A 19,146-nucleotide genomic window follows, 5' to 3' on the forward strand; every position below is an offset into this window, starting at 1 on the left:
CGCTCACCAGCGCCCGCGCCGGCTCAGCGCGGCGCGGGCGGCGTCTCCCGCGGGTGTCGGCGTGGCCTCGAACGCCGCGGCCACCCGCGCGGAGACCGGGCCGTGCGCGAGTCCGGCGGGGGTGGCGAAGTACGCGTAGAGCGTGGTCTCTTCCGGCGGTCCGGCCACGCTCGGGCCCCAGCCCGCGATGGTCGCCCGGGTATACCGGCGCAGCGCCGCGTGGCCGTGGTCGGTGCGCACGACACCCTCGACCTCGACCAGGAACGACAGCGGCTGCTCGTGGCAGAGCGCGGTGAACAGGGAGAGCATCAGCTCGTGGTCGACGGTCTCGCGCACGGTGGTGGCGGTCGCCTCCGGCAGGTCGAGCAGGAAGCGCGCGAACGCCTCCTCCACCGACAGGCCGGGGCCGAGGTGGGGCACCAGCCGGAAGGCGCCGAAGTGGGTCGAGGTCAGGAACCCGTCGAGCAGGTCCGCGTCGCCGTGGCCGGCCGCGCGGAGCGTGTGCAGGCTGCGAGGGAACGAGCCGGCGAGCCCGCCCTCGCGGCCGAGCCGCCAAATCCGGGACCGGAACCGGCGGGCCGCGGCGTCGAGTTCGTCGAGTTCGAGGCTCTCCAGACATTCCAGTTCGCCCGGGTCCGCCGCCACCTCGGCGGCGCCTTCGTCGGCCAGGCGGGTGCGCAGGTCGCGGTCGAGCAGGAGGCGCATGAGCAGGTCGGCGAGTTGCCCGCCGGCCAGTCCGGCGCCGGTCGCCGGCGCTGTGGACGTCGCCTCGCGCGGTGGTGCGCAGGTACCGACGAGGCGGTCGTCGCCGCGCCGCCACGCGTCGGCCAGGTCGCGCAGCCGCTCGAAGTTGGGCCGGGACCGCTCCACCAGCCGGCCGTCCTCCCGGTACATCGGGTCCTCGTAGCCGACCCCGAGCAGGTTCGGGCAGCGCGGCAACAGGTATTCGGTGAGCTGTAGCTGCTCGTCCAGGAGCACGCCGTGGTGCAGGTCGCGGAACTTGCCGCCGACGATCTGGCACCCGGACAGGTGCAGTTCGCGGCAGCGGTCGAGCGGGAGGGCCTCGATCCCGTCCAACATGTGGCGGCCGGTGCGGCCGCGCAGCCACTGGTAGCTGAGCAGATGGCCGACATCGAGGGTGACCCACACGTCGGCGTCGTCGGCCAGCCTGGCGAAGTATTCGAACGCGTCCAGGCCGCCCAGGTGGAAGGACCCGCCCTCGGTGAAGCCGGGGAACTCCACGTGCAGCGGCGCCACCAGGCGCCGGGCGGTGTCCGCCGTGTTGGCGGTGGCGATCTCCAGGCCGCGCTCGGTCAGCGGGGGCGGCAGCGGATACGGCAGCGGGCAGCCGCGCAGGCTCCAGATCCCGAGGTCTTCGACGACCCAGGACAGGTCGTGGCGGGCGGTGAGTGCGTTGGTGAACTCGATGGTGGGGCCGCGGTCGTAGGGCTCGGGCGAGCCCATGTTCAGCTCGGTCTGGTGCAGTGCGCGGCCGGTCCCGGCGGGCAGTTCCGCGAAGAAGCGGTCGTAGGCGGGGGCGTAGTCGGCGATGCGTACGGCGGCCCGCGAACGCGGCTGGAACGAGGGGCACGCGTAGGCGAAGTCGTGGCCGTGGCGCCGGAAGAACGCGCGCACGCGCGGCGAGATGTCGCCGCCGTCGGGCGTTTCGACGAAGCCGATCCCCCGATTGCCCAGGGTGCCTCCGCTCCACGGCATGTCCATGACCAGGCCCAGACCCAGCCTGGTCGTGGTGGCTGACGGTGGTGTCACGACGGCCTCCCGGCGTACTCGACGTCCGCCTCGGTGGTGGTGCCCGGATGGGGTCGGCCGGCCAGTGCGCCGACCAGGCGGCCGAGGAGCAGTCGGCCGCGTGCGGTGCGCGCCGCGAGCAGGCCGTCGGCACGCTGCGCGACGTCGCGGCGCGGCAGCGCGTAGAAGCGTTCCCGGACCAGATCGGCGATGGCGATCCGGTCGTGGGCGCCGTCGAGTTCGGCGGGCACGATCCGCACCCACGGGTGCGGCCCGATCAGTTCGGCCTCGCGCGGGCCGGCCCCCGGCGTGGTGCTCGGGGGCGAGAGCCGACCGGCCCGGCCCGGGGCGACCGTGCGGAAGACTCGTTCCAGTCGGCCCAGCGCCTCGGCGCGGGCCGCGCCGCCGCCGACCGTCATCGGGTAACCGACCCGGCCGCCGAGGTAGTTGAGTTCCGGGTTGCCCGTGAGCGGCCCGGTGGTGTCCAGCGCCAGGCCGAAGTGTTCGGGGTGCCGGGCGAGTCGACTGCCGGGTTCGGCGATCAGCAGTTCCAGCGCGTCGATGCCGATCCGGTCCTGGTTGTCGGTGAGGAACCGCAGGGATTCCTCGAACTCGTCCGGCGTCTCGTCGAGGACGTGCCCCATCACGGACAGTCGCATGGTGATGCCCGCGTCGGTGAGGTTGTCGACGATCCGTTGGTAGTCGGCCGCGCGCACGCCCCGGTCCAACAGGTCCAGCAGGCGCTGCGAGGTGCCCTCGTAGCCGATGGCGATCTGCGCGCAGCCGAGGTCGGCCAACTCGCGGCAGAACTCCGGGTCCAGCAGGCCGGCTTCGAGGCGGGCGCGCACGTCGAAGCGCACCCGGACGCCGCGGGCCCGGGCCAGCCGCATCGCGCGGGCGATCAACCGGAGGTTGGTGTTCTCGTCGGCGATCGCCACGAGTTCGGCTCCCGTGTCCCGGACCACCGACTCGACGGCGTCGGCCAGTTGCCCGGGGGTGCCCTGCTGGTAGCCGCCGCGGGCCAGGGAACGATTGCCGTAGGAGCAGAAGGCGCACCGGCCCCAGTAGCAGCCCACGCAGGACACGATGGCCAGTTGGGTGGTCTCCGTGAGGTAGGCGTGGATCGGCAGGTCGGCGAAGTCCGGTGGGCCGAGATCGCGAAAGCGCAGCCGGAGCGGGCGCGTCGAGTGCTGCGCGGCGCCGTCGGGCGAGATCCAGGTCATGCCGGGTACGTCCGCCTCGGCGGCGGTCCCGTCCAGCGCGTCGAGCCAACGCTCCAGTGGCTCTTCGCCCGCCGTGTGACACAGGGCGTCGACGCTGTGGCGCACGCCGGCGAGCGCCGCCAGATCCTCGTGACGAAGCATCACCTGCTGGCCGCCGAGGCACACGTGTGCGTCGGGTCGCAGCCGCCGCACCCAGGCGGCGACCAGCAGCGCCGGTGCCAACTGGCTGAAGAACGCCACGGACAGGCCGACCACGCGGGGCCGGTATCGGGTCAGCAGGTCCACGACGTGCCGGTGCAGCCGCTCGACCGCGACACCGGACGCGGCGGGCGGCGCCTCGGCGGCCGCGCGCACGGCGTCGTCGAGTTGTCCGAGATCGCGCCAGGTCCGGGTGAGGAGCGTGTCGCCGACAAGCAGTTCGACGGCGTTGCGTGCGAGCCGAAGCGCGTCGAACGCGTCGGGTGCGTGGAGCGCCTGGAGCGCGTCGGCCTGTTGTTCCATGACTCGGCCGCGGATCTCGCCCGCGTGCCGGATCACCACGTCGGCCATGGCTTGCCGATACCAGCCGTCCAGACCGGTGCCGCCACGGGCCGCGACCGCGACGGTCAGCGTCTCCGGGTGCCGCAGCACGTCGTGCACCAGGCCGATGTTGAGGTCGGCCTGGTGGACGCGCCGACCCCGGCGCCGCAGGTGGCCGGTCAGGTAGGGCAGGCTCAGGTACGGGAAGAACCTGGCCTCGGTCTGCGGCGGAAAGATCAGGAGGACGTCGACCCGATCACCGCCGCCTGCCCGTTCGGACGGCACATTCCCACCTCGGCAGTCCGGGGTCTCAGATGGAGACGTCTTCCTCGTTGTTCGCCGCTATGTAGGTGTAGGAGTGGTACGCCCCACCGACCTTCAACTCGCTGGTCTCGATCACTTCGAGGTCGTCGAGTTCGGTGAACTCCTCCTCGTCGGCGGCGGTTTCAACCGTCACCTCGGGCGGTGCAACACTCATGATCCCTCCCCTGGCGCGCGATGGTGGCTGACGCCTTCACGGTAGCGGTGTGGGGTGGTGTGTCAACAGCCGCTCGACGAAAGCAGGTTGCGCTCCCAGGAGTCGGCCTCGTCGAGAAAGCGCGCCACCCACCGGTTCGTCGCCTCGTCGGCCTGGCGCGCGATGCCGGGCGCGGGAATCCGCTCGGGCGCCTGGACGCCGAGAAAGGCCAGACATCCCCGTACGCCGTCCTCGTACTTCGTGAGCAGGTCCTCGTAGACGACGACGTGGGGGGTGATGCCGTGGCGGTCGAAGTACCGCGCCCAGGTCGCCGCGTCGCGATCGAGCATGCGCAGGTGCCGACGGATGCCGTCGGAGTCGTAGCGCGGGCTCGAACTCGCGCGCCCCGTCGGCAGGTGGGTTCCGTCGACGATCCATACGCCGGTCTGCTCGGCCACGGTGTACGAGATCGCCTGCCGCAGGCGGTCCCGGCGCACCATGTGGAGGTAGCGCGGCGCGCTCAGCAGTTCGTGCGGGTCGACCTCCAGGGCCGCCAGATGGCCGGCGTGCACCTTGATGCCGAAGACGCCGTTGGGACTGGTCCGGCACCGCATCAGCGCGCGGACATGGGCGGCGGGCAGCCCGTCCGGATCGTCGGCGTCGAATCCCCAGCGCTCGAAGTAGTCGAGGACGTAGGCGTCGGCCAGGTAGTCCTCGGGGAAGCCGGCCACCCCGGTATGCCACAGCGCGCGGGCAAGCATGTTGCTGCCGCAGCGCGGGCTCGACGCCAGCACGTAGCGAACCGGCGGCAGGCCGGCGAACGGCAAAAAGTCGTACCGCTCACCGTTCGTCGCGTACCGCAGCGCCACGACCACCACTCCCCGCCCCTCGTCCGGTCTTCGAACAGCCCTGTGACGCACGGCTCTTGTGATGCTATCGACAGATGTGATTACCCCCGGAGCGGAACCGTCCCCTACCTTGAGGCCGTCCGACCGGAGCTGTACGAGAACGTCCCGCTCGACGGTGGTTGGTTCGGACCCTGCGGCGGTGCCCGTCCTCCGGTTCCACACCCCTTCCCCCTCCCGAGGAGACGCATGTCTCGCCGCACCACGCCACGTTTACGTCCTCGCCCCTTCCCCCTCGGCCTGGTGACCACTGTGATCGCCGCGCTCGTCGCCTTCCTCGCACTGGCCCCGGCCGGGCCCGCCGGCGCGACGGGCTCGCGATCGTCCGGCGCCGTTCCGTCCCCCACCGCGCCACACCGAGGGGTCGTGGCGCAGAACTCGTCGGACGCGCCGACTCCCGGTCGCGACAAAGCCGTTCAAGCCTTCGTCGAGCAACGCGCCCAGCTGCGCGCGACCCTGTCCGGCGACTCCGCCGGCACCCCGAACGACGCCGCGACCGCCGCCGCAGGCGCGAGCCTGGCCCCGACGCACAACTTCTGGGGCATCTTCCCGCAGGCCGGCACCCACGACGGCATCACCGCGACGCACAGCGTGGATCCCTCGTACAAGGTGACCAACTCGCAGAACTTCACCTACGCGCCGACCACCAAGGCGGTGAAGTCCTGCATGGAGGTCGTCACGGCCTACTGGAGCCAGGGCGCCGAGATCTGGGCGTGGGACTGGTGCGGCACGAGCGGCCCCGCCAAGACGCTGAAGGTGGACGCCGCGTTCCTGGCGAAGTACACCACCACCGTCAACGGAATCACCTCCTACAGCGTGCAGTTGAGCAAGGACGCGACCTCGGGCAACGCGTGGTCGTCGTTCCTGTACAACTACAAGACGCAGGCCTGGGAGTCGCTGTTCCGCTCGTCCGGCACCGACCAGAGCGCGCTGAACTACGGCTGGGACATCTTCGAGATCTACGCCACGGTCAACCCCGCCACCGGTAAGGGCTACTACTGCACCGAGGCCCGCAACACGACGTTCGACAGCAGCGACATCAAGCTCCGCAGGGGCGGCGCGTGGCAACTCGCGACCCCCACCGACTCCCCGTGGACCAGCACCAGCCCACGCGGCAGCGACTACCTGTGCCCGTCGCTGACCTTCACCCGAGCCGCGCAGAACCACCACTGGACGGTGCACCCCTGATCGTCCGCACCACCGCACCACCGCACCACCGAGCGCCGGACGGGTGGGCTCGACCCCCGTCCGGCGCTTCGCCGTGTGGATGTCGGCCGGCCGTGCCGATGTCCCGAATCGGCCGGCGCCCGGGTCCGAAATCGGAAAGACGCGCCGCCGCAGCCCGGGTTCACTCGTGCCACGCGCCACCCGTCCTTCCACGATTGGACACCGAGATGCCAGAAGCCCCTCGCGGCGAGTTCTGGAAGGAACTCAAGCCGATCGAAAACTCGTTCAAGCCGGACGCCCTCCCGGAGGTCTACCTTCCGCAGGTCGCCACCGACGACGATCGTTACTACGCGCCGTTCACCGAAACCGTCGGATCCCGCCCGCTGTGGATCAACGTCAAGGACAACTCCTGGTGCGACATCCTGCGCGCCAAGGAGGCCGGCCTGGTCAACCGGCACTACCACCCGCACGAGGTGTTCGCGTACACCATCTCGGGCAAGTGGGGCTACCTGGAGCGCCCGTGGACCGCCTGCGCCGGCGACTTCGTGTACGAGGCCCCGGGTGAGGGCCACACGCTCGTGGCCTACGAGAGCGACGAGCCGATGAAGACCATGTTCATCGTCAAGGGCCCGCTCGTCTGGCTGGACGAGAACGGCGACGCCACCGGCTACTTCGACGTCCACGACTACATCGCCCTGTGCCGCCGGCACTACACGAAGGTGGGCCTGGGCGCCGAATACGTCGACGCGCTCTTCCGCTGAGCCCCGCGGCGTACGATCGTGGCTGTGCCCGGACTCGATCCGCACTCGGTGAGGACCACCGCGAGGAGACCGACATGGCCGACCGAACCGCCGCGGTCACATCCCGCGTCTCGACGCGCTCCGTCGCGCCCGCGGACCGCGAGAGCCTGTGGGAGGACTACAACTCGCGGGCCCTCGTCGGTCTGACCTGCTCGTCCTACGCGGAGGAGGGTCTGCTCGCGACCCAGGTCAACGTCCGGTTCGCGGAACTGCGGATGGCCGACATCGCGGGCAACGAGCATGTCATCGAACGGCCCCCGGCGACCTGTCGGGCGCTCCCGAAGGACTCCGTCTTCGCGAGTCTGCTGCTCGCCGGGGACGGAGTCTTCTACCACCGCGACGGCAGTGTGCGAGTCGCCCCGGGCGACCTGCTCCTGTACGACACCAGGCGGCCCTATCTGTTCGGATTCTCGTCGTCGATGCGGCAGTTGCTCGTGGACATCCCCCGCGAACTGTTCACCGAACACTGCCCGGGAGCCGCGGTCTCGACGCCGACCCGCTTCGGCCGCGGCGCGGCGCGCGAAGCCGGGAACACCGCGACACTGCGTTCGCTGCTCCTGGGCCTGGTCCGCGAGCCGCACACGACGGACGCGGTCGCGGCCCGGGACACCGTGCTCGGCCTGCTCCGGCTGCTCACCGCCGAGCGGCTGACGGGGGCCGACGACCCGGCGGCGGGCTCCGCCTCGACCCGCGCCGCGCGGTCGGCGCTCGCGAAGCGGTACATCGACCACCACCTGCACGATCCACGCCTGGACGCCGGGCGCGTCGCGGGTGCGCTGGGGGTGTCCGTACGCCATCTGAGCCGGATCTTCACCGCCGAGGGCATCACACCGGCGCGTTACATCCTGACCCGGCGCCTGGAATCGGCGCGGGCCCAACTCGTGGATCCGGCATCACCGACACCCAACATCGCCGACGTGGCGCATCGATGGGGCTTCTCCAGCCAGTCCCACTTCACCAGGGTCTTCCGCGAACACTTCGGCACCACCCCGGGCCACACCCGCCGCCCGGCCGGCGCGGCGCCGGCGCGCGACGCGTCTTAGCCGGCACGGCCGGGCGCCGGGCGCACGGATCAGACCAGTTGCGCCCGCACGATCGTCACGGGCTCCACCGGCACGTCGCGGCTGCCCTTCCTCGACGTGGTGGGGACGCCCTCGATGACGTCCACCACGTCCTTGCCGTCCACGACCTTGCCGAACACCGCGTAGCCCCAGCCGTCCTGGCCCGGGTAGTCGAGGAACTCGTTGGCTGCCGCGTTGATGAAGAACTGCGCACTGGCCGAGTGCGGATCGGACGTCCGCGCCATCGCCACCGTGTACTTGTCGTTGCGCAGACCGTTCTTGGCCTCGTTCTCCACCAGGTTCGGCGCCGGCTTCCGCTCCATGTCCGCGGTCAGTCCGCCGCCCTGGATCATGAAGCCCGGGATCACCCGGTGGAAGATGGTGCCGTCGTAGTGACCGGCCTTGACGTAGTCGACGAAGTTCGCCACCGACTTCGGAGCCTTCGCCTCGTCGAGTTCCAGGGTGATGTCGCCGCTCGAGGTCCGCAGCAATACTTTGATCATTCGGCCATCGTACGCAGTACCGAACCCGCCGTCGTGTACCGGCGCCGCCCGGGGCCGTCGGCCGGAATCCCGGCCGACGGCCCGCGAGGGCTCACACGCCACGCCACGCCACGAACGGTCCGTGCGCTACCGGAACATGCGGTCGGCGCCGGTCGCCATACGATGCGTACCGCTGTGGCGGTTCACCCAGTCGCGGATGAGGTTGATCGCGTTGGCGCACTGCCAACTGTTGTCGTAGTCGCGCACTCCGGTGAACGCCCCGTAGCCCGCGATGATCCCGTCCACCCGCGCGTCACCGAGCAGTTTGTCGATGTACCACGGGTCGTTGTAGGTGGTCGTCCAGGACAGCGTGGCCGCGAGTTGTCCCGCCGCGCGGTCGGCGGCGCCCTTCTTCAGTTCCGCGCACGTGTTCCAGGTGGGTTCCGTGCAGTTGCCGAATCCGTTGGTGATGTCGGAGTCGCCGTAATCCATCACGCGGCGACCCTTCGGGAACCCCGATCCGGACCGGTTGAAGGCGTCGCGGACCCGATCCCGGCTCCCGGTCGTGGTGATGCCCTCCAACGGGCCGAGGCGGTTCTCCAGGCTCTGCCAACCCCTGCCGCCGACGTCCGGGGTGTTGCCGCCGTGGTACTCGTAGAAGCCGTACAGCACCTGGATCCCGGCATTGGTCAACCGCTGCGCCTTGTCCCGCAGTCCGGCGACGCTGCACGTGCGGTTCGGCGCCTCCCCGCAGTAGTTCGGGTCCTTGATGTCCAGCCACACCAGGGCGAGCCGGCGTCCGCGGCCGGCGTTGGAGAGGATGCGGTCGATCATGCTGTCGAAGCTGGGGCCGTACCGGTTGTCACCGGCCGAGGAACAGTCGTGCCAGGCCCGCCACTCGTTCGGCTGCCACCAGGCGCAGACGTCGATCTCGATGGCGTTGGCACCGTGGTCGATGGCGAAGTCCACGCCGTCGACGGTGTCCACGCGGTGTGCGATGGCGTAGATCGCCTGACGCGAATCGGCCGCCGCCGCCGGGGTCGTGCCGAGCAGGGTGGCACCGATGATCCCGAACAGTGCGGTCACCAGGGCCAGTACGGTTCGTGGGCGGGTGTTGCGTCGAAGGTGAGTGCTCAAGGAAGGGACTCCTTCAGGTCGCTGTCCTGATGCGTGTCGATGCCCCGGAGCGGACAATCGCCGTTCCCCGACATCCGCGGACGTGCGCGTACCGGAGCGCGATGGCGTGCCGATCGGTCGGCCACGTACCCCGACAGCGGTCCGGCAGCACCGGGTCAGCATACGAACACCCTCTGCACACGGACGAAATGTCACCGACTCGCCCCGGGCATGTGACAGTTCCGCCACGGAACCGGGACACCCCGGACGGTCGACGCCGACACGCCCGGTCGGCGCGGGCGCGTGCCGGGGCGGGGTGGCGTGAGCCGACGGAAGGAAGGTGTGGCTCATCGGCGCACGTTGCGCATCACCGTGGCCGCGAAATGAGCAAAGGCAAGGAGATACCTCTCCCTGCCTGTCTCAATTTATAGCGCACATGGGGGCTTGCGGCAAGGCCCCGGTCGGGGCGCAGAATGCTCGGCCATGGCCACTACCTGCACAAATGGGAAGGACGACAACGGGTGATCGACCGCTACGTATCGGATCTCGGCGGGATCGACGCGACACGGGTCGCCCTCGTCGGCGGCAAGGCCGCACAGTTGGGCGCGCTGTCGGGGGTCGAAGGCGTCCGGGTGCCGGCCGGCTTCTGCGTGACCACGGACGCCTTCCGACGGGTCGTCGCAAAGGCGCCGTCGCTGGACGAGCGGCTGGGCCGGCTGTCCCGCACGGACCCGGACGACCGGGAGGAGATCCGCACGCTGAGCGCGGACATTCGCCGAACCATCGAGGAGATCGCCGTTCCGGACGACGTCGCGACGGCGATCACCGGCGCGCTCACCCGGTTCGGCGAGCGGGCCGGCTACGCCGTACGATCCAGCGCGACGGCGGAGGACCTGCCCACGGCCTCGTTCGCCGGCCAGCAGGACACGTACCTGAACGTGGTCGGGCCGGACGCGATCCTGCGCCATGTCGGCCGGTGCTGGGCCTCGCTGTTCACCGAGCGGGCGGTGGCCTACCGTCGGCGCAACGGCATCGACGACCGCTCGGTGCACATGGCCGTGGTCGTCCAGCGCATGGTCTTCCCGCATGCGGCCGGCGTCCTGTTCACCGCCGATCCCGTCACGGGCAACCGCAGGGTCGCCACCGTCGACGCCGGCCCGGGCCTGGGCGAGGCGCTGGTCTCCGGCATGGTGAACCCGGACGTCTTCGCGGTGCGCGACGGCGAGATCGTCGCTCGGACGATCGCCGCCAAGCAGCGTGCCCTCCACGCCCTGCCGGCCGGCGGCACGCACGAGGTGGCCATCGACCCGCACCGACAGCGGCAGCCGGCGCTGACGGACGCGCAAGTCCTGGAGCTGGTGCGGCTCGGGCGGCGGATCGAGGCGCACTTCGGCCGCCCGCAGGACATCGAGTGGTGCCTGGACGACGACGGCTTCCGGATCGTGCAGAGCCGGCCGATCACGACGCTGTTCCCCATTCCCGAGAGCGACGACCGGGAGAACCACGTCTACGTCTCGGTCGGCCACGGGCAGATGATGACCGACCCGATGAAGCCCCTGGGGCTGTCCGTGTGGCAGCTGACGGCCATGGCCCCGATGTGCACCGCCGGCGGGAGGTTGTTCGTCGACGTCACCCGGCGCCTGGCCTCACCCGCGAGCCGTACCGCCTTCCTGGACCTCGTCGGGCGCGGCGATCCGCTGGTCAGGGACGCGCTGGAGACCGTCCTCGCCCACGACGGCTTCGTCCCGTCGCTCCCGGACGCCGGTCCCCCCGAACCGCTGATCGTCGACGCGGCGCCCACCCCGATCGAGACGGATCCGGCCATCGTGGCCGAACTGATCGAGCGCAACCGCACGTCCGTCGACACCTTGCGGCGCGACATCCGGAGCAAGTCCGGACCGGCGCTGTTCGACTTCCTGGCGGAGGCCTTCGCCGAGCACAAGCGGGCCCTCGGGGATCCGCTGAGCCTTCGGGTCGTCATGGCGGGGATGGAGGCCACGTGGTGGCTCAACGACAAGCTGTGGGAGTGGCTGGGCGAGAAGAACGCGGCCGACACGCTCACCCTGTCCGCCCCCGGCAACGTCACCTCCGAGATGGGCCTGGCGTTGCTCGACGTCGCCGACGAGATCCGCCGGCATCCGGAGGTGGTCGCCTACCTTCGGGATGTCGAGGACGAGAACTTTCTGGACGAACTGCCCAAGCTCGCGGGCGGAGTCGAGGCACGCGACGCCGTGGAGGCCTACCTCGACCGATACGGGATGCGCTGCGTCGGCGAGATCGACATCACCAGGCCGAGGTGGCGCGAACGCCCCAGCACACTCGTCCCGGTGCTCCTCGACCACGTGAGGAACTTCGAACCCGGCGCCGCCGAACGGCGTTTCGAGGAGGGCCGGCAGCGGGCGCTGGCGAAGGAACGGGACGTCCTGACCCGGCTGCGGGCCCTGCCCGACGGCGACCGAAAGGCCGACGAGACCAAACGGATGATCGACCGGGTCCGCACCTTCATCGGATACCGGGAGTACCCGAAGTACGGCATCATCACCCGCTACTTCGTCTACAAGCAGGCCCTGCTGGCCGAGGCCGACCGCCTCGTGCGCGCCGGCGTGCTGGCCGACCGGGAGGACTGCTTCCACCTCACCTTCCGGGAATTCCACGACGTCGTACGCTCACACCGGGTGGACGATCGGCTCATCCGGGAGCGCGAGGAAGCCTTCCGGTCGTACCACGCGCTCACCCCGCCCCGGGTGCTCACCTCGGACGGCGAGGCCGTCAACGGGTCCTACCGCCGCGACGACGTGCCGGCCGGCGCCCTGGTCGGCCTGCCGGTCTCCGCCGGCACCGTCGAGGGCCGGGCCCGGGTGATCCTGGACATGGCCCAGGCCGATCTCGAGGCGGGCGACATCCTGGTCACGGCCCACACCGACCCCAGTTGGTCGCCCCTGTTCGTCGGGATCGCGGGCCTGGTGACGGAGGTGGGCGGCCTGATGACGCACGGCGCGGTGATCGCCCGCGAGTACGGCCTGCCGGCGGTCGTCGGCGTGGAGGGGGCCACCCGGCTGATCCGCGACGGGCAGCGGATCCGGGTCCACGGCACCGACGGCTACGTCGAGATCGTGTCCTGACCCTCGACCACCGCCCCCGCGGGGAATCCGGCGCCGGAACTCCGGCCCGGATCCCCGGTCGGGCACCCGTTGGTCACGCCCAGGCCCGGCGCTCCTCCTCGCACGGGCCCGGGCCGAGGCGCGCGCCGCGGGCCTCGACGTCACCGACTCCGGGCCCGACGCGCTCGCCGAACCCTCCCCGCGACAGCAGCGGATCATCCGGCCGGCCGCCCGCGGACCGACCAACCGCGAGCTCGGCGAGCGGTTGATCCCGTCCCCGCGCACGGTCGGCTCGCACCTGTACCGCAGCTTCCCCGAGCCGGCCGTCACCACCCGCTCCCGGCTGCGCGACCTCGTCGAAGACGCACACCCCGACACCCGGTCGCCGGAACCGGGACCACACTGCGCGCCGGTGCAAGTCGCCGCAATGACTGCGGACTTACCGGTGTCTCCCGGCGGACTCCCGCGCCCCGAAGCCGGGTTGCCTACCCACCGCCATCGACCGCGACACTTCGTCTTAAGCCGAACGTGTGAAGCCGTCGCCCTTTTCCCCGTTCCGCGTTGTGCCCGTCCAACGTTGCGGTTAGCTTCACGATCGTGTTGACGATCGGGCTGAACGGAAATTTCTCCCCCGGGGATTCGGATCTCGTCCCCGGCTTACGGGAGTACATGTACCACGACGCGGCCGCGGCCCTGGTGCGCGACGGCGTCCTGATCGCGGCGGTCGAGGAGGAGCGCCTCAACCGGATCAAACACACCACCAAGTTCCCGAGCAATGCCATCCGTGCCTGCCTGGAAACGGCGGGCGTGACCCCGGCCGACGTCGACGCGGTCGGCTACTACTTTCCCGAGTCCTACCTGGACTTCATGCTCAACGGGCTCTACGTCGACAATCCCTCGGTGCCCGCCCGCTATTCGCGACAACTCGTCAAGGACCGGCTGAGCCGTGACCTGGGCTGGGAACTCGGCGACGACAAGCTCTTCTTCGCGTCGCACCATCGTGCCCACGCGATGTCCGGCCTCGCCCGCTCCGGCATGGCGGACGCGCTGGTCGTGGTCCTCGACGGCATGGGCGAGGACTGTTCCGGCACGATCTTCGGTGCGCCGGACGGCCGGCTGGAAACCCTGGCCAAGCTGCCGATGCACAACTCGCTCGGCCTGCTCTACATGGGCGCCACCCGACACCTCGGATTCCGCTTCGGTGACGAGTACAAGGTGATGGGCCTGGCGCCGTACGGGGATCCCGCCGTCCACCGCGCGGTGTTCGAGTCGATGTACACGCTGAACGCGGACGGAGGCTACGACTTCGACCGGCACGCGCTGTCCCTGGACTACGTCGGCGGGGTGTTCCTCGCCCACGGACTGCCGCCCCGGCGCTCGACGGATCCGGTGGAGCAGCGACACAAGGACTTCGCCGCCGGACTGCAGGAGATGTTGGAACGCATCGTGCTGCACCTGATGGGGCACTGGAGCCGATCCGCGCGGTACACCGCGTTGGTGTTCAGCGGCGGCGTCGCGCACAACTGCAGCCTCAACGGCGCCATTCTCCGCTCGGGGCTCTTCGACGAGATGTTCGTACACCCCGCCTCCCACGACGCGGGTACGGCGGAGGGCGCGGCGCTGCTGGCGCAGGAGACGTTGGCCGGCCCGGTGCGGCGCGGGGAGCGGTTGCGCAGCGCGAGCGTGGGCCCCGGCCTCGGCGGCACGCATACGATCGAACGGCAACTCGCGGCATGGGAGGGGCTGATCGAGTACGAGCGGCCCGCCGACCTCGTCGACACCACGGCCCGGCTGCTCGCCGACGGCGCCGTGCTCGGCTGGGCGCAGGGCCGCTCCGAGTTCGGCCCGCGCGCGCTGGGCCACCGCAGCATCCTCGCCGATCCCCGGCCGGCGGAGAACCGGACCCGGATCAACGCGATGATCAAGAAGCGGGAGAGCTTCCGACCCTTCGCGCCGATGGTCGTGTCCGAGGCGGCCGACACCTACTTCGAACTGCCGAAGACGGCCGCCGACTACGACTTCATGTCGTTCGTGGTGCGGGTTCGCCCCGAGCATCGGCGAACGCTCGGCGCGGTCACCCACGTCGACGGCACCGCCCGGATCCAGGTCGTCGAGCCGGAGGTGAACGAGCGGGTCCACCGCCTCGTCGCCCGCTTCGGCGAACTCACCGGCACCCCGGTGCTGTTGAACACGTCGATGAACAACGACGCGGAACCCATCGTGCAGAGCGTCGAGGACGCGGTGACCTGTCTGCTGACCACCGAACTCGACGGTCTGGTCGTCGACGAGTTCGTGGTTCGGCGGCGCCCCGGATTCCTGACGGCCCTCGACGACCTCGTCCCGCGTCTTCGCCCGGTCACGAGACTGATCAGGACCGCCAAGGCGACGAGTTCCGGGGGAAGCGTCGTCTTCCACGAGATCGTCCTCGACTACGCCACCGGACCACGGGCCGCGGTCTCGCCGGAGATGTTCGCGCTCCTGGAACGGGCGGACGGTGTCGCCACGTTCGCCGCCCTCGCGGCCGGCACCTCGACCGAACCGCTCAGGACCGAACTGTACGCCCTGTGGCAGCGGCGCTTCTTCTCGCTGACACCGGCGCCCGTGCGCTCGGCAGAGCCCGGTCGGTCCCCCCGACGCCCGTCGGGCGACTGATCCTCGGGTCGACCACCAGGTGAGGAGACACGAGGTACGCATGCCCATTCCCGTCGGCGACCCCGTCGCCTACCCCTTCAACGAAGCCGCCGGCCTGGAGTTGTCCGCGCGGTACGCCCGGGCCCAGCACGCCGACGGACTGCCGCGCGTGCGACTGCCCTACGGCGAACCCGCCTGGCTCGTCACGCGCTACGCGGATGCCAGACTGGTCCTGGGCGACCCGAGGTTCAGCCGCGCCGCTTGCACCGTGCGTGACGAGCCGCGCGAGCAACCGGGCCGGGTCACCGCGGGCATCGGTGCCACGGACCCGCCCGACCACACCCGGTTGCGCAAGCTGGTGGCCAAGGCGTTCACCGTGCAGCGGATGGAGCGGCTGCGCCCGGGCATCCGCGCCCTGGCCGAGGATTTGGCGCAGGACCTGGCGGACTCGGGCCCGCCCGCCGACCTCGTGGAGTCCTTCGCGCTCCCGCTTCCCGTCGCCGTGATCTGCCGACTGCTCGGGGTGCCCGAGGCGGACCGTCCGCTCTTTCGCGCCTGGAGCGACGACGCGGTGTCCAGCAACGCCGCCGAGCAGGTGGCGGCGAGCATGCGCGAGTTGAGCGCCTACATGGTCGAGTTGATCGCCGAACACCGCGTGCGACCCGCGGACGACCTGATCACCGAGTTGATCGAGGCCCGCGACGTCGAGGAGCGGCTCTCCGAGGCCGAGTTGGTCGAGCAGTGCATGGGGCTGCTGATCGCGGGCCACGAGGCCACCGCGATGCTGATTCCGAACTTCGTCCACCTTCTGCTCGGCCGGTACGGCGGGCTCGGGTGGCTGCGCGACGAGCCCGACCGTATCCCGGCGGCGGTCGAGGAGTTGTTGCGCTTCGTCCCGCTGCGCACCGGGGCCCTCGCGGCGCGCTGGGCCACCGAGGACGTCGAGGTCGGCGGGATGCTGGTGCGGGCGGGCGAACCCGTCATGGTCTCGGTGGGCGCCGCCAACCGCGATGCGCGGCGTTTTTCCGCTCCCGACGCGCTCGACCCGGGCCGCGAGGGCAATCGGCACATGGCGTTCGGCCACGGGGTGCATCACTGCGTCGGCGCGCCGTTGGCCCGCCTGGAGTTGCAGGAGGCGCTGCGCGCTCTGGCCCTGCGGATGCCGAGCCTGTATCCGGCCGGTGCCGTGGTCTGGAAGAGTCGTTCGCTCGTCCGAGGTCCGCACACCATGCCGGTGGGGTGGTGAGGGCGGTGCCGCTCTGGCGGGTGGTGGTGGATCGCGACCGCTGCATGGGCTCGGGCGTCTGCGTCGCCCTGGCCGCTTCGCTGTTCGTCCTGGACGACGAACGCTCCCGGCCGCGGGCCGAGCACGTCGCCCCGGACGAGACGGTGCTCGACGCGGCCGACTGCTGCCCGGCGCGGGCCGTCACCGTGACGGAGAACGGACGGGTGATCGGCCCGCGCGACTGACAGTTCCGGGCACGTGGCCGACCCGCGCGTGTCCCCGCACCACGAAGGATCCCACGCGGGAACGGCCGTCGACGACGCCGTCCCCGTCGATCGTCGTCCCCGTTGCCGAAAGGGGCATCGTATGCAGAACACCGAATATCTCGAGTTGGTGGAGACGGCCGGCGGCCGGGAGAACCATTACGCGCGCGTCGTCGATCGGTACTACGAACTCGTGACGCCGATGTGCCGTGACGTGTGGTCGGACTCGTTTCACCTCGCGTGGTTCGCCGAGGGGCAACGACTGCACGAGGCGCAGCGCACGATGCAGCGGTGGCTCGCGGACCGGGGCGGGTTCACGGCGGGCGACGAACTCCTCGATGTCGGCTGCGGCATCGGGGGCCCGGCCGCGAACGTGGCCGAGTACACCGGTGCCACGGTGACGGGTGTGAACATCTGCGGCCACCAGGTCCGGGTCGCCCGTTCCCTGCACACCGGCGACGTGGGCAGGCGACTGACCTTCGTCGAGGCGGACGCGATGCACCTCCCCTACGGTCCGGCGGAGTTCGACGGCGTCTACTCGATCGAGGCGCTGTGCTACACGCCCGACAAATCCCGCGCCTACGCGGAGGTGGCCCGGGTCGTCAAGCCGGGCGGCGCGTTCGTGGGCGCGGACTGGTTCTGTGCGGACGACCTCTCGGAGGCGGACTACGCGCGGTGGGTGGAGCCGATGTGTCGGGCGTTCGCCATCCCGCGCGTGATCCCGTTCGGCGCGGTCCGGGAACACCTGGAGACCGCCGGGTTCGAGGTCGAGTCGGTGTCGCGGTACGACGACCACGGCGACGTCGCCCCGAACTGGCGGCTGTGCGACGACAATGCGGCGAGCGCGGCCGGGGCGGGCGCCGGCGCCGGCTCGGACTCTCGGCCGGAGAGCTTCGAATCCCTGCTGGAGGCGTCGGCGCCCGCACTTCGCGACGCATGCACGGCGGGCAAGGTGATCATGGGCTGTTGGGTCGCCCGCAGGCGAGGGTGACGACGCCGCGAACCGTCCTTCCGAACGAAAGAGCGAACATGACGGACAACGCGAGGTTCGGCCCGGTTCCGGGAGCGCTGCCCCTGCTCGGTCACGCGGTGCGACTCGGCAGGCGACCGCTCGACTTCCTCGCCTCCCTGCCGGCGTACGGCGACCTGGTCGAGATCAGGCTCGGACCCGTGCCGTTCCATGTGCTCTGCGACCCCGATCTGGTGCACCAGGTCCTCGTGGACGACCGGACCTACGACAAGGGCGGGGCGATCTTCGACCTCGTGCGCACCGTGGCCGGCAACGGCCTGGCGACCTGCCCGCACGACGACCACCGCGGGCAACGTCGGCTGCTGCAGCCGGCGTTCCACCGCGACCGGCTTCCCGGCTATGCCAAGGTGATGTCCGCCGAGGTGTCCACGATGCTCGACGGCTGGACGGCGAACCGCGAACTCGACGTGCTGGTCACCGTGAACGAGTTCGCCGCGAGCCTGGCCACCCGCACCCTGTTCGCCGCCGAACTCGACGACGCCACATTCGAGGAGCTGCGGCTGTGCATGCACACCGTCATGACCGGCATGATGCGCCGGATGCTCCTGCCCTGGTCCTTCCTGAACCGGCTGCCGACCCCGGCCAACCGCCGCTTCGCGCAGGCCCGCGCACGGCTCAGGCGCTACGTCGTCCAACTCACTGCGGACTACCGGCGCGCGGGCGTGGACCACGGGGACCTGCTGTCCATCCTGCTGGCCGTCCGCAACGAGGACGGCCGGGGGTTGACCGACGCCGAGATCCACGACCAGGTCTTCACGTTCTACCTCGGCGGCAGTGAGACCACGGCCCCCTCGCTGGCGTGGTCGTTGTACCTGCTGGGCCGCAACCCGGACATCCGCGGGCGACTCCACGACGAGGTCGACGCCGTGCTCTGCGGGCGGGTCGCCGAGTTCGACGACATCCCGAAACTGGACCTGACCCGACGGGTGATCATGGAGTCGCTGCGCCTGTACCCGCCGGGCTGGCTGTTCACCCGGGTGACCACCAAGGACACCGAACTGGCGGGCCGCCGGCTGCCGGCGGGTTCGGTCGTGCTGTACAGCCCGCACATCGTGCAGCACCGCGCCGACCTGTTCCCCGAGCCCGAACGTTTCGACCCGGACCGGTGGCTGGACGACGGCCCCCGACCGCCCCGGGGCGGGTTCACCCCCTTCGGCGCCGGCGCCCGCAAGTGCATCGGGGAGGTCTTCGCGCTGACCGAGGCCACCCTCGCGCTGGCCTCCATCGCGGCCCGCTGGGAACTCGACCCGCTGCCCGGCGCCCGCGAACGGCTCACGCCACGCCTGTCGTCCACACCCCGCTCGCTCCCGATGTCCCTGCGCGAGCGCACGCCGGACGCCGGCCGGACGGATCCCACCGTGTCCCGCGACACCGTCGTCCACCCACGTCGCCGGGGCATCCACCACACCTGAAGGAG

The 19,146-nt window shown here is 70.8% G+C and carries 15 protein-coding genes; 9 read left to right on the top strand and 6 right to left on the bottom strand.

What is annotated here, in order from left to right:
- Positions 1 to 3 precede the first annotated feature (3 nt).
- From B4N89_RS51025 to B4N89_RS43435, 4 genes are all read right to left on the bottom strand, one after another.
- Positions 4 to 1,770: a DUF692 family multinuclear iron-containing protein gene (locus B4N89_RS51025; RefSeq protein ID WP_201261169.1), complete on the bottom strand. Its 1,767-nt coding sequence runs from the start codon at positions 1,768 to 1,770 to the stop codon at positions 4 to 6.
- Entirely contained in the window at positions 1,767 to 3,776 is a 2,010-nt protein-coding gene (locus B4N89_RS43430) for a B12-binding domain-containing radical SAM protein (protein ID WP_078982120.1), read from the bottom strand. The genes B4N89_RS51025 and B4N89_RS43430 overlap by 4 nt, the downstream gene beginning before the upstream one ends.
- Before the next feature lie 25 nt (positions 3,777 to 3,801).
- On the bottom strand, positions 3,802 to 3,969 hold the full coding sequence (locus B4N89_RS50370) for a hypothetical protein (protein WP_161501024.1): 168 nt from the start codon (positions 3,967 to 3,969) through the stop codon (positions 3,802 to 3,804).
- A 62-nt stretch (positions 3,970 to 4,031) separates the two neighbouring features.
- Entirely contained in the window at positions 4,032 to 4,817 is a 786-nt protein-coding gene (locus tag B4N89_RS43435) for a Stf0 family sulfotransferase (protein ID WP_143658300.1), read from the bottom strand.
- Between the two features lie 279 nt (positions 4,818 to 5,096).
- Between B4N89_RS43435 and B4N89_RS43440 the strand changes: the two genes are divergently transcribed.
- The 3 genes from B4N89_RS43440 (at position 5,097) to B4N89_RS43450 (ending at position 7,863) form a co-directional block, all read left to right on the top strand.
- A complete protein-coding gene (locus B4N89_RS43440) occupies positions 5,097 to 6,041 on the top strand; it encodes a carbohydrate-binding protein (RefSeq protein ID WP_235619331.1) in 945 nt (314 codons plus the stop codon).
- Positions 6,042 to 6,247: 206 nt separating this feature from the next.
- The gene (locus tag B4N89_RS43445) at positions 6,248 to 6,781 is read left to right on the top strand and encodes a 2,4'-dihydroxyacetophenone dioxygenase family protein (RefSeq protein WP_078982411.1); all 534 of its coding nucleotides are present in this window, start codon (positions 6,248 to 6,250) and stop codon (positions 6,779 to 6,781) included.
- Between the two features lie 74 nt (positions 6,782 to 6,855).
- Positions 6,856 to 7,863 carry a helix-turn-helix domain-containing protein gene (locus B4N89_RS43450; RefSeq protein ID WP_078982123.1) on the top strand — a complete coding sequence of 336 codons (1,008 nt, stop codon included), beginning with the start codon at positions 6,856 to 6,858 and terminating at the stop codon, positions 7,861 to 7,863.
- A 29-nt stretch (positions 7,864 to 7,892) separates the two neighbouring features.
- On the opposite strand, the gene B4N89_RS43455 is transcribed toward B4N89_RS43450, so the two are convergent.
- Positions 7,893 to 8,384: a peptidylprolyl isomerase gene (locus tag B4N89_RS43455; RefSeq protein WP_078982124.1), complete on the bottom strand. Its 492-nt coding sequence runs from the start codon at positions 8,382 to 8,384 to the stop codon at positions 7,893 to 7,895.
- Positions 8,385 to 8,510: 126 nt separating this feature from the next.
- Complete coding sequence (locus tag B4N89_RS43460) at positions 8,511 to 9,500, bottom strand: phospholipase (protein ID WP_078982125.1); 990 nt, start codon at positions 9,498 to 9,500, stop codon at positions 8,511 to 8,513.
- A gap of 452 nt (positions 9,501 to 9,952) precedes the next feature.
- Between B4N89_RS43460 and rph the strand changes: the two genes are divergently transcribed.
- The 6 genes from rph (at position 9,953) to B4N89_RS43495 (ending at position 19,141) form a co-directional block, all read left to right on the top strand.
- Positions 9,953 to 12,601, top strand: coding sequence for a rifamycin-inactivating phosphotransferase (rph, locus tag B4N89_RS43465; protein ID WP_414646473.1), 2,649 nt, complete (start codon positions 9,953 to 9,955; stop codon positions 12,599 to 12,601).
- 576 nt (positions 12,602 to 13,177) lie between these two features.
- Complete coding sequence (locus B4N89_RS43475; RefSeq protein ID WP_235619332.1) at positions 13,178 to 15,232, top strand: carbamoyltransferase; 2,055 nt, start codon at positions 13,178 to 13,180, stop codon at positions 15,230 to 15,232.
- A gap of 40 nt (positions 15,233 to 15,272) precedes the next feature.
- Positions 15,273 to 16,457, top strand: a complete 1,185-nt coding sequence (locus tag B4N89_RS43480; protein ID WP_078982128.1) for a cytochrome P450 — start codon at positions 15,273 to 15,275, stop codon at positions 16,455 to 16,457.
- A 5-nt stretch (positions 16,458 to 16,462) separates the two neighbouring features.
- A complete protein-coding gene (locus B4N89_RS43485; RefSeq protein WP_235619333.1) occupies positions 16,463 to 16,681 on the top strand; it encodes a ferredoxin in 219 nt (72 codons plus the stop codon).
- Positions 16,682 to 16,802: 121 nt separating this feature from the next.
- A complete protein-coding gene (locus B4N89_RS43490) occupies positions 16,803 to 17,690 on the top strand; it encodes an SAM-dependent methyltransferase (RefSeq protein ID WP_078982129.1) in 888 nt (295 codons plus the stop codon).
- 38 nt (positions 17,691 to 17,728) lie between these two features.
- On the top strand, positions 17,729 to 19,141 hold the full coding sequence (locus tag B4N89_RS43495) for a cytochrome P450 (RefSeq protein ID WP_078982130.1): 1,413 nt from the start codon (positions 17,729 to 17,731) through the stop codon (positions 19,139 to 19,141).
- The last annotated feature ends 5 nt before the right edge of the window (positions 19,142 to 19,146 follow it).

This window comes from Embleya scabrispora (assembly GCF_002024165.1).
In the GTDB taxonomy this organism is placed as follows: Bacteria; Actinomycetota; Actinomycetes; order Streptomycetales; family Streptomycetaceae; genus Embleya; species Embleya scabrispora_A.

Coding starts and splice junctions, on each gene's coding strand:
- rph (WP_414646473.1), top strand. CDS start 9,953: ATGCTCGGCCATGGCCACTACCTGCACAAATGGGAAGGACGACAACGG.
- B4N89_RS50370 (WP_161501024.1), bottom strand. CDS start 3,969: ATGAGTGTTGCACCGCCCGAGGTGACGGTTGAAACCGCCGCCGACGAG.
- B4N89_RS43455 (WP_078982124.1), bottom strand. CDS start 8,384: ATGATCAAAGTATTGCTGCGGACCTCGAGCGGCGACATCACCCTGGAA.
- B4N89_RS43450 (WP_078982123.1), top strand. CDS start 6,856: ATGGCCGACCGAACCGCCGCGGTCACATCCCGCGTCTCGACGCGCTCC.
- B4N89_RS43445 (WP_078982411.1), top strand. CDS start 6,248: ATGCCAGAAGCCCCTCGCGGCGAGTTCTGGAAGGAACTCAAGCCGATC.
- B4N89_RS43495 (WP_078982130.1), top strand. CDS start 17,729: ATGACGGACAACGCGAGGTTCGGCCCGGTTCCGGGAGCGCTGCCCCTG.
- B4N89_RS43480 (WP_078982128.1), top strand. CDS start 15,273: ATGCCCATTCCCGTCGGCGACCCCGTCGCCTACCCCTTCAACGAAGCC.
- B4N89_RS43490 (WP_078982129.1), top strand. CDS start 16,803: ATGCAGAACACCGAATATCTCGAGTTGGTGGAGACGGCCGGCGGCCGG.